7 protein-coding genes are annotated in these 9,707 nt (G+C 64.1%); 6 read left to right on the top strand and 1 reads right to left on the bottom strand.

Translation table 11 applies throughout. The features are described 5' to 3' along the window. Together CCR94_RS25730 and CCR94_RS18435 are read left to right on the top strand one after the other, a co-directional pair. On the top strand, positions 1-183 hold a 183-nt coding region (locus CCR94_RS25730; protein ID WP_206605859.1), incomplete at its 5' end, for a hypothetical protein. 36 nt (positions 184-219) lie between these two features. Then, positions 220-786: a recombinase family protein gene (locus tag CCR94_RS18435; protein ID WP_104509295.1), complete on the top strand. Its 567-nt coding sequence runs from the start codon at positions 220-222 to the stop codon at positions 784-786. Between the two features lie 278 nt (positions 787-1,064). On the opposite strand, the gene CCR94_RS18430 is transcribed toward CCR94_RS18435, so the two are convergent. Then, entirely contained in the window at positions 1,065-3,299 is a 2,235-nt protein-coding gene (locus CCR94_RS18430; protein WP_104509299.1) for a heavy metal translocating P-type ATPase, read from the bottom strand. A 63-nt stretch (positions 3,300-3,362) separates the two neighbouring features. Between CCR94_RS18430 and CCR94_RS18425 the strand changes: the two genes are divergently transcribed. From CCR94_RS18425 to CCR94_RS18410, 4 genes are all read left to right on the top strand, one after another. Next, positions 3,363-3,788, top strand: coding sequence for a MerR family transcriptional regulator (locus CCR94_RS18425; RefSeq protein ID WP_104509294.1), 426 nt, complete (start codon positions 3,363-3,365; stop codon positions 3,786-3,788). A 117-nt stretch (positions 3,789-3,905) separates the two neighbouring features. Next, positions 3,906-4,310, top strand: coding sequence for a hypothetical protein (locus tag CCR94_RS18420; RefSeq protein WP_146090094.1), 405 nt, complete (start codon positions 3,906-3,908; stop codon positions 4,308-4,310). 858 nt (positions 4,311-5,168) lie between these two features. Continuing rightward, positions 5,169-6,347 carry an efflux RND transporter periplasmic adaptor subunit gene (locus CCR94_RS18415; RefSeq protein WP_104509292.1) on the top strand — a complete coding sequence of 393 codons (1,179 nt, stop codon included), beginning with the start codon at positions 5,169-5,171 and terminating at the stop codon, positions 6,345-6,347. Between the two features lie 7 nt (positions 6,348-6,354). Continuing rightward, positions 6,355-9,612, top strand: coding sequence for an efflux RND transporter permease subunit (locus CCR94_RS18410; protein ID WP_104509291.1), 3,258 nt, complete (start codon positions 6,355-6,357; stop codon positions 9,610-9,612). Positions 9,613-9,707: the final 95 nt, after the last annotated feature.

Raw genomic sequence — 9,707 nt, 5'->3', positions numbered from 1 at the left:
AGTCGCTTTTCAATTTCCGCTGCGTCAATTATCTGGGTAAATCCTTCAAATATGTTACAAATCCAAACGAAAGCGCCGAATGCCCAGCGTCTCTGCGATGTCTGCGGGAGCCAGATCGAGGAAAGTCCGGACGGCGGTCGCGTCGCGTATGTCGGTCTCAAGACTTTTGAGAAATTCCGTTGATCCTTGTGCCGCAAGGTCTTACGCTTCTCGAAAGATATGTCCGATAACCCAGCCCCAAATCGCCTTGGTTACGCCCGCGTCTCGACCGTCGGGCAAACCCTTGAAGCGCAACTCAACCAGCTCAAGGAGGCTGGCTGTTCGCGCGTCTATCGCGAGAAGGTTTCCGGCGCGAAGGTCGATCGCAAGGAACTTGGCAAGCTCCTGAAAGCGATCACTGCGGGCGATCAAGTGGTGGTCACGCGCATCGACCGCTTGGCGCGATCCGTGTTCGAGCTTTTCGCCATCGTCAAAAAGATCATCGACGCGGGCGGGCAATTTCTCAGCCTTGCCGAGCCGTGGGCGGACACATCGACCAGCACCGGCAGGCTCATGATTGCCGTGCTTGGCGGCCTGGCGGACGTGGAGCGCGATTTAATCCGCACGCGCACCGGCGAAGGCCGCGCCCGCGCCAAGGCGCGCGGCCAGCACATGGGGCGACCGGCGAAAATGACGGCAGCGCAGAAGCAAGAAGCGCGGTGCAGACGGAAAGACGGCGAATCCGTCGCCGACCTTGCCCGTTCCTACGGCGTCAGCGCCGCCGCGATTTACCGAGCGACGGCATGAGGTTTGAGTGTGCGGCGGGAACGACGGCCCTCGGCTCATTCCCGACCTTCCCGACGAGGCCTGCGACCGTCTTGTGTTGACCCGAACCGGTCAGTCACCGAGCGATCTGTATTTCGCCGAATTTAAGAGAGTTGCGGCGGATTGTGCTACGGCCTCAGGCGTCACGGGTAGAATCGAACAACGCAGTACTGAACATGCCACCTGCGACGGACGAACGTCGATCGCATCGGAACGGCGATTCGGATTGCCGTCGGCTGTCGCCACGGGCAAGCTGCGCCTCACGGGACGTCGGCGCGTTGTTTTGGCGACGACAGTAGCCGCAATGCGTTGACTGTCACCAGCACGGTGGCGCCGGTATCGGCGAGAATGGCGGGCCACAAGCCAGTGAGCCCCACAAGCGTCGTGACCAGAAACACTCCCTTCAGTCCGAGCGCGATCGTGATGTTCTGGTGAATGTTGCCCATGGTGCGCTTCGACAGGGCGATCATTTCGGCGACGTCGCCGACGCGGCCATGCAGCACCGCCGCATCGGCTGTTTCGAGCGCCACGTCGGTTCCGCCGCCCATGGCGATGCCGACATCGGCCAAGGCGAGGGCGGGCGCGTCATTGATGCCGTCGCCGACCTTGGCGACTTTCAGCCCCATTCCCTGCAATTCGCGGATGATGTCCTGCTTGTCCTCCGGCAACAACTCGGCCCGCACTTCTATGCCGAGCTTGTGGCCAATCGCCGCTGCCGTGCGCCGGTTATCGCCGGTGAGCATCACAGTCCTAACGCCGGCGTCTGTAAGCGCCTTCAGGCCCGCGAGCGCGTCGGGCCGCGGCTCGTCCCGCATGGCCAGCGCCCCCGCCAACGCTCCGTCGATGATCAACAACGATACCGTCTTGCCCTCGTCGTGCATGGCCCTCACACGGGCCTTCTGGTCGTCCGAGAGCGGCGCGCGGTCCTGCGCCGCTTGCAATGAGCCGAGAAACACAGCCTTGCCGTCGACGGTCGCTGCGACGCCCTTGCCGCCGAGCGCCGAAACGTCAATCGTGTGGGGCGGAGCGATTTTCTCGGCATCGGCTTTGGCCAGGATCGCCGACGCCAGAGGGTGACTTGACCCCACTTCCAGCGCGGCCGCGAATTTCAGAACGTCCGCTTGGCTCAAGCCGAAGCCGATCACATCCGTGACCTTGGGCTTGCCGTCGGTCAGCGTGCCGGTCTTGTCAAAGGCCACTGCCGTCACCTTGCCGAGGTTTTCCAGCACCGCGCCGCCCTTGAGCAGCAGGCCGCGCCGGGCCCCCGCCGACAGCGAGGCCGCAATCGCGGCGGGCGTCGAGATGACCAGGGCGCAGGGGCAGCCGATCAGCAAGATAGCGAGACCCTTGTAGATCCATACGCCCCAGGCGCCGCCGAACAGCAGCGGCGGGACGGTCGCCACCAGCGTCGCCACCCCCAGCACGCCGGGCGTGTAATAGCGCGAGAAATGGTCGATGAACCGCTCGGTCGGGGCCTTGGAATCCTGCGCCTCTTCGACCAGTTTCACCACGCGGGCGATGGTGTTGTCTTCGGCGCTGGCCGTGACCCGGACGCGCAAGGCGGCGTCGCCGTTGATGGTCCCCGCGAACACCTGGGCGTCGACGCCCTTGCGCACCCCCTTGCTTTCGCCGGTCACCGGGGCTTCGTCGATCGCGCTTTCACCCGAGACGATCAACCCGTCCGCCGGAATCCGGTCTCCCGGCCGCACCAAAATAAGCGACCCTATTGCGAGACGTTCGGCTTGAATTTCGAGGGTCTGTCCGTCTTGTTCCAGCCATGCCGTCTTGGGAACGAGCTTTGTCAGCGACTGGATGCCTGCTCGGGCCTTGCCCGCCGCGACGCCTTCCAGCATTTCCCCGACCAGAAACAGGAACACCACCGCAGCCGCTTCTTCGGCGGCGTCGATGAACACCGCGCCGACGGCGGCGATGGTCATCAGCGTTTCAATCGAAAACGGTGTTCCGGCGCGCGCCGCCATGAAGGCGCGCTGCGCGATCGGCGCCAAGCCGACCAGCATGGCCGCGACAAAGGCGCCGGTGGCGACAGCAGGCGCGAGCTTGCCGATGCCGTAGGCGACGACCAGGGCGCCGCCGCAGGCGATCGTCATCAGCCCCTTCCTGCTCCGCCACCACGGGCCGCTGGATGGGGCGTGCTCATGTCCATGTGGGCTAGCGGCAGGGCCGCCGTCGTCGGCATGGGTGTGATTTCCGTCACGGTCATGATCGCCATGGTCATGCCCGCAACACGCGTCTTTCCGGGATGCGGGTGAGCTTCCGGCGATGGGATTGACGCCGAAGCCAAGGCCAATCACCTGTTTTTCAATCGCGGCAAGGTCGCATGCGCCATCGTGGTGGACGACCATGGTTCCGGCGGTAGCCGACACGGACACCTCGGCGACGCCCGGCATCCGCCGCACAGCGGTGTCGATCTTGCGGGCGCAACTTGGGCAATCCATGCCCTCAACCCGGTAGCGGGCTTGTGTCGTCTCGGTCATCATCGATTCCTTGCCATCTTGCCAGCGAGGCTACATCCTCTAGTCACTAGAGGAGCAAGCGGGATGACAGAATATTTTCCGATCGGCGAAGCCACGCGCCGCACCGGTGTCAAGGCCCCGACGATCCGCTATTATGAGCAGATCGGCCTGTTGCCGCCGCCGCCGCGCAGCGAGGGCAACCGTCGCTCCTATGGCGACATCGACCTGCGCCGCCTGGCGTTCATCCGCCACGCGCGCGAACTGGGGTTCGAGATTGACGCGATCCGGGCGCTTCTCACCTTGCAGGACGATCCAGACCAGCCATGTGCGACCGCCGACGCCATCGCCAAGGCGAGGTTGGCGGAGGTGGAGCAGCGCATCCGCAGCCTGCAAGCCCTCAAGGTTGAACTGGAAGCGATGGTCGAGGGATGCAGCCATGGGCGCGTCGCCGGCTGCCGCGTGATCGAAGTGCTGGCCGCTCACTGCAAGTGCGCTCATAGCGAACATTAGCGTTGAACGCCGCGTAAAGAGCGTCGATGGGAGGCTCGCCCAGATTCCGGCTCATTCTTTTGCGATAAAGTTTTGGTTAATATTCAGGTGTAAAATCGACGTATGATTCGTGCGTCCTTGTTCCGATTTGCCCGTATTGCGCTCGCTTCCATTCTGGTCGCGCTTGCGGCGTTTGGGCATGTCTATGGCAAGTCGCGCCACGACCATGGGCAAGCAGGGCTGAGCCTCGCCTGGACAGGCACGGTGCAGCCCAACGCGGAAATCGCCGCGGCTTCCATCTCCAACCCGACAAAACTCTCCCCACCCTCGGCGTCCCTGCCGACCGGCGGCGCGAACGACGAGACAGGCTGCGGCTGCTGTTTTTCCGGCTGCGGCTGCTGCTCGACGGCGCTTTGGCGTCACAGCGACGGTTTCACGCCTCCGCCGACGATTTTTTCCGAACCTCTCTTCACACCACAGCATGCTTTGCTTTCGGGTCTGCGCCCGGATTCGTTGTTCAGGCCGCCTCGGCTCACGACCTGAATCTGCGCGCGGCGTAACGCGCCGCATCTCCCATGTCTTCGATCCTCAAGCGCCATTGGCGCGAACGTCGCTGCGCATAGGCGCATCGCGCGGCGTTGGAGTTCATGTTCATGAGCCGCTCTACCCTTGTCTTCGCTGCCGTTCTGACCGTCGTCCTCGCCTCGGAGGCGAGAGCCGCACGTTTTTCGCTACCCGACGATTGCGGCCATCCCACCCGCTCAGGCCACGTTCAAAGCTGCGAGAAGAACAGATGGGCCTGCTCGCAAAAATTCGGCCCGTCTTCCCAGGCGCAGCATGGGCTGACCCATTGCCGCATCAGCTTTGACCAATGCATGAGCCGCGGCGCCGATGAGGCTCCAGTCTCGCGCTGAAGTCGCCCGCAAGCCCGGCGGCAGTCGCAGCTGGGTTTGCATCCACTCTTGAAATTGATCTCAAGCGCCTCAGGCGCCAACGCCGCCGCGCAAACTTGCGCATGGCGAGTCGTATCGGGAGTTCATCATGTGCCGCACTACCCTTGCCTTGTCAGTCGTTCTGACCTCCGTCCTCGCCTCCGAAGCGGGCGCCGCGCAACGGATTTCCCTGCTCGACGAGTGCGACCACCCAAGCCGCGCGGCTCATGTCCAGAGCTGCGAAAAGAGAAAATGGATCTGTTTGCAGGATGTCGGCCCCGCACCCCGGCGGCCGCATGAAATTACCCACTGCGCCACGACTTATAGCCAATGCATGAGCCGCGGCACAGCCGCGTCCACCGTGCGCTGAGGCGCCCGACCATTACGGCAACCTCCGGGGCGGCTCCTGCGACCCCGATCCAACCATCACATGGCGTCGCGGCGCCGACTGAATGATCGGAGACGATGAATGCCCAGCTCTTTACTGCGGCCTGCCTTGCTGGCGCTGGCTATCTCCCTGTCGCCTGCCATTTCCCTCGCCAAGCCGGGAGAAGCGCAGGAAGCTCATGAGGAAAGCTCTGCCCATGGCGAAATTTCACTGGCCGCGGAGCAGATCGACAAGGCTGGCGTTGTGCTGACCCAGGTCGAACCCGGCGTCATCGCGGAGCAATTTTCCGCGCCAGGCGTCATCATCGCCGATCAGGATCACATCGCCCGCGTGCCGGCGAGGGTCATCGGCTCCGTGGCCGAATTGCGCAAGCGGCTCGGCGAAATCGTCGCCAAGGGCGAAATCGTCGCCATGCTCGACAGCCGCGAGGTCGCAGACGCCAAGAGCGAATGGCAGGCGGCCCTGGTCAATTACGACTTGCAGAAGACCCTGTTCGAGCGCGCCGAAAAACTCTGGGCCAAGCGCATCAGCGCCGAACAGGTCTATCTCCAGGCGAAGACCACGGTGGCCATGGCGCAATTGCGCGTGAACCTCGCGCGTCAAAAGCTGCGCGCGCTCGGCGTCAGCGACAGCGAGATCGACGCCCTACGTTCCAACGACAATTCGGCCAACCTCGGCCTTTATCCCGTGCGTGCGCCGATTGCCGGACGGGTGATTGAACGCAAGGTCGATGTCGGCGCCGCTGTCGGCGGCAACAATGACCCATCGGAGCTCTACGCCATCGCCGACCTGAGTCGGGTCTGGATTGATCTGTCCATCCCCGCCAGCGAATTGAACGCGATCCGCGAAGGACAGAAGGTGACTATTCGCGCGCCCAATGATGAAATCCTCTCCGGCCAAATCATCTTCATCGGGCCGGTGCTTAATCCCGAGACGCGCTCGGCGCGGGTGCTGGCTGCCTTGGACAATCCCGGGCTTGCGCTGCGGCCCGGCGGCTTCGTCACCGCCACCATCGCCGTCAGGGAAACGCGTGTGGCGCTGCGAGCGCCAAAGGCGGCGCTCCAGACCATCGAGGGCAAGACCAGTCTGTTCGTGCGCAATGACAAAGGATTCGTCGCGCGCAACGTCGCGCTGGGCCGCTCGGATGCGCAATTTGTCGAAATCACCGAGGGCCTGATGGCTGGCGAGACCATCGCCGCCGCCAATTCCTTCATTCTCAAGGCGGAACTCGGCAAGGCCGAAGCCGCCCACGACGATTGAGGCGACCATGATCTCGCGCATCCTCGAATTCTCCGTGCATCAACGCTGGGTCGTCGTCTTCCTCAGCCTGATGGCGGCGGCTTTCGGCGTGTTCGCCTTGCAGAAGCTGCCGATCGACGCCGTTCCCGACGTCACCAACAACCAGGTGCAGATCAACACGGTCGCGACCTGGCTCTCGCCTCAGGACATCGAGAAACAGGTCACGTTCCAGGTCGAGACCGCGCTCGCCGGCGCGACCGGCCTCGAATACACCCGCTCGCTGTCGCGCAACGGTTTCTCGCAGGTGACGGCGGTCTTTTCCGAGAAGACCGACATCTACTTCGCGCGCCAGCAGGTCAACGAAAGACTGCGCGAGGCCAAGTCGTCGCTGCCCGGCGGCGTCGAGCCGCGCATGGGGCCGATCTCGACGGGCTTGGGCGAAATCTACATGTGGACGCTGTCCTACAAGCCGAGGCCGGAAGCGATTGAAACCAATCCGCCGACGGGCTGGCAGAGGGACGGCGCCTATCTGACGCCGGAAGGCCAGCGCCTGCGCACGGACATCGAACAGGCCGCCTATCTCCGCACGGTGCAGAACTGGATCGTGCGGCCTCAGGTCAAGATGGTCCCTGGCATAGCCGGCGTCGATTCGATTGGCGGCTTCGAAAAACTCTATCAGGTGCAGCCTGAGCCCAACCGGCTCATTGCCGCCGGCGTTTCCTTCGCCGATCTCGCCGGCGCGCTCGAAGCCAACAACGCCAACCGCGGCGCGGGTTACATCGAGAGAAACGGCGAAGCCTATGTCGTGCGCGCGGTCGGGCGACTTGAATCGCTTGGGGACATCGAGAACGTGGTGATCGCGTCGCGCGGCGGAGTTCCCATCCGCGTCAAGAACGTGGCCCAGGTTTCGGTCGGCGCTGACCTTCGCACCGGCAGCGCCAGCGCCAACGGTCGCGAAGTGGTGGTCGGCACCGCGCTGATGCTGATCGGCGGCAACAGCCGCACCGCCGCCGCCGCAGTCGACGCCAAGATCGGTGAGATCGCGCGCAACATGCCCCCGGATATCGCGCTGACGCCGGTGCTCAACCGCATGCAACTCGTCGACGCCACCGTGCAGACCGTGGCCAAGAACCTCGCCGAGGGCGCGTTGCTGGTGATCGCCGTGCTGTTCCTGTTGCTCGGCAATCTGCGCGCGGCGCTGATCAGCGCGCTGGTCATACCCTTCGCCATGCTCATGACCTTCACCGGCATGGTCGAGACCAGGGTCAGCGCCAATCTAATGAGCTTGGGCGCGCTGGATTTTGGCCTGATCGTCGATGGCGCGGTGATCGTCACCGAGAACGCCTTGCGCCGTCTCGCCGAACGCCGTCACGCGCTGGGGCGCGCCCTGCGACAGCCCGAGCGTATGAGCGTGGTGATCGGCGCGTCGCAGGAAATGATCCGCCCGTCGCTGTTCGGCCAAGCGATCATTATGCTGGTCTATGTGCCGCTGCTCAGTTTTACCGGCGTGGAAGGAAAAATGTTCCAGCCGATGGCGCTCACCGTCATCATGGCGCTGGTCGCGGCTTTCGTTCTGTCGCTGACGCTGGTTCCGGCGCTGATCGCCATCGCCGTTCCCGCGCCCAAGAGCGAGGAGGACAATTGGATTGTTCGCGCGTTGCGTCGCCTCTACGAGCCGACGCTCGCCTTCGCCATGAAGGCGCCGCTGCGGATGGTGGCGGGCGCAGCGGTTCTATTCCTGTTGGCGCTGGTGCTGTTCGGACGTCTTGGCCAGGAGTTCATCCCCACGTTGGACGAAAAGAACATCGCCATGAACGCGCTGCGCATCCCCAGCGCCTCGCTGAACCAGTCGCAGGCAATGCAGGCGCAGGTCGAAAAGGCCATCGCCGCCTTTCCCGAGGTCAAGCTGGTCTTCTCCAAAACGGGCACGGCCGAGGTCGCCTCCGACCCCATGCCCGTCAACAGTTCCGACACGTTCATTATCCTTAAGCCGCAAGCGGAATGGCCCGACCCGAACGAGAGCAAGGAGTCGCTGCAAGGCCGGATGGCGGAGGCGGTGGCGGCGCTGCCCGGCAACGTCTACGAATTCTCGCAGCCGATCCAGATGCGCTTCAACGAACTGCTCGCCGGCGTGCGCGGCGATGTCGCGATAAAAGTGTTCGGCGACGAGTTCGAGCCGATGCTCCGCGTCGCCAACCAGATCGCGGGCGTCGTGCGCGCGACCAACGGCGCGCAGGACGTGAAGGTCGAGCAGATCAACGGTCTGCCTTTCCTCGAAATCTCGATCGACAAGGAGGCGGCGGCGCGGTTCGGCCTCAACGTCGCGGCGGTGCAGGACGTGATTGGCGCCGCTGTCGGCGGCCGCGAGGCCGGTTATGTGTTCGAAGGCGACCGGCGCTTCGCGCTCACCATTCGTCTCGGCGAAAACCTACGCTCGGACATCGACGCACTCAAAAACCTTCCCGTGCCGTTGCCCGGAGCGGGAGCGAACAGCCCGGTGGTGCTGATGAAGCAGATCGCCCGTTTCGAGGAGCGCGACGGGCCCAACCAGATTTCGCGCGAGAACGGCAAGCGGCGCGTGGTCGTCACCGCCAACGTGCGCGGCCGCGACGTGGCGTCGGTCGTAAGCGAAATCCAGAATCGCACGCGCGCCGAGGTCACCGTTCCGCCGGGCTACTGGCTGCAATGGGGCGGGCAATACGAAAACCTGCTCGCCGCCAAGTCCCGCCTGATGGTGGTCACGCCCGCCTGTTTCGCGATGATCCTGTTCCTGCTGTTCGCGGCCCTCGGTCGGATGCGCGACGCGCTGCTGGTGTTCAGCGCCGTTCCCCTCGCGCTGACCGGCGGCATCGCGGCGCTATGGAGCGCGGGCCTGCCTTTTTCGGTCTCGGCCGCAGTCGGCTTTATCGCCTTGTCCGGCATCGCCGTCCTCAATGGCCTGGTGTTGCTCACCTATGTGAAGCAGTTGCGGGCGGAAGGCATGTCACTTCGGCAAGCGCTCCGCCAAGGCGCGCTCACACGCCTGCGTCCAGTGGCGATGACCGCTCTGGTCGCGGCGCTGGGGTTCGTGCCCATGGCGTTGGCGACCGGGACCGGCGCCGAAGTGCAGAAGCCGCTCGCCATTGTGGTGATCGGTGGCCTGATCAGCGCGACCTTGCTGACCCTGCTTGTGCTGCCGGCGCTGTACCTGCTTTTCGGCGGGAGGGAGCGCGAAGATGTTCGGGGTGAGGAACGGGCGAAGAAAAAGGCCGCGCTTGAAATTGCAACCGAGCGAAGTTCGTCATGAAATCGCCTCTAGCAAACGCGCGTTTCGCAGCATGGGCGCTGGCTTGCCTGACCTCCTACGGCAGTCCGAGCAGCTTGCAGCAAAGCGCGGATCGA

This window comes from Rhodoblastus sphagnicola (assembly GCF_002937075.1).
Taxonomy (GTDB): Bacteria; Pseudomonadota; Alphaproteobacteria; order Rhizobiales; family Beijerinckiaceae; genus Rhodoblastus; species Rhodoblastus sphagnicola.
Note: the sequence above shows the minus strand (reverse complement) of the source record. Positions and strands in the feature narration are given on the sequence as shown.

Excerpts from the sequence above, each read along its gene's own strand:
- CCR94_RS18435 (WP_104509295.1), top strand. The coding sequence starts at position 220 with ATGTCCGATAACCCAGCCCCAAATCGCCTTGGTTACGCCCGCGTCTCG.
- CCR94_RS18430 (WP_104509299.1), bottom strand. The coding sequence starts at position 3,299 with ATGACCGAGACGACACAAGCCCGCTACCGGGTTGAGGGCATGGATTGC.
- CCR94_RS18425 (WP_104509294.1), top strand. The coding sequence starts at position 3,363 with ATGACAGAATATTTTCCGATCGGCGAAGCCACGCGCCGCACCGGTGTC.
- CCR94_RS18415 (WP_104509292.1), top strand. The coding sequence starts at position 5,169 with ATGCCCAGCTCTTTACTGCGGCCTGCCTTGCTGGCGCTGGCTATCTCC.
- CCR94_RS18410 (WP_104509291.1), top strand. The coding sequence starts at position 6,355 with ATGATCTCGCGCATCCTCGAATTCTCCGTGCATCAACGCTGGGTCGTC.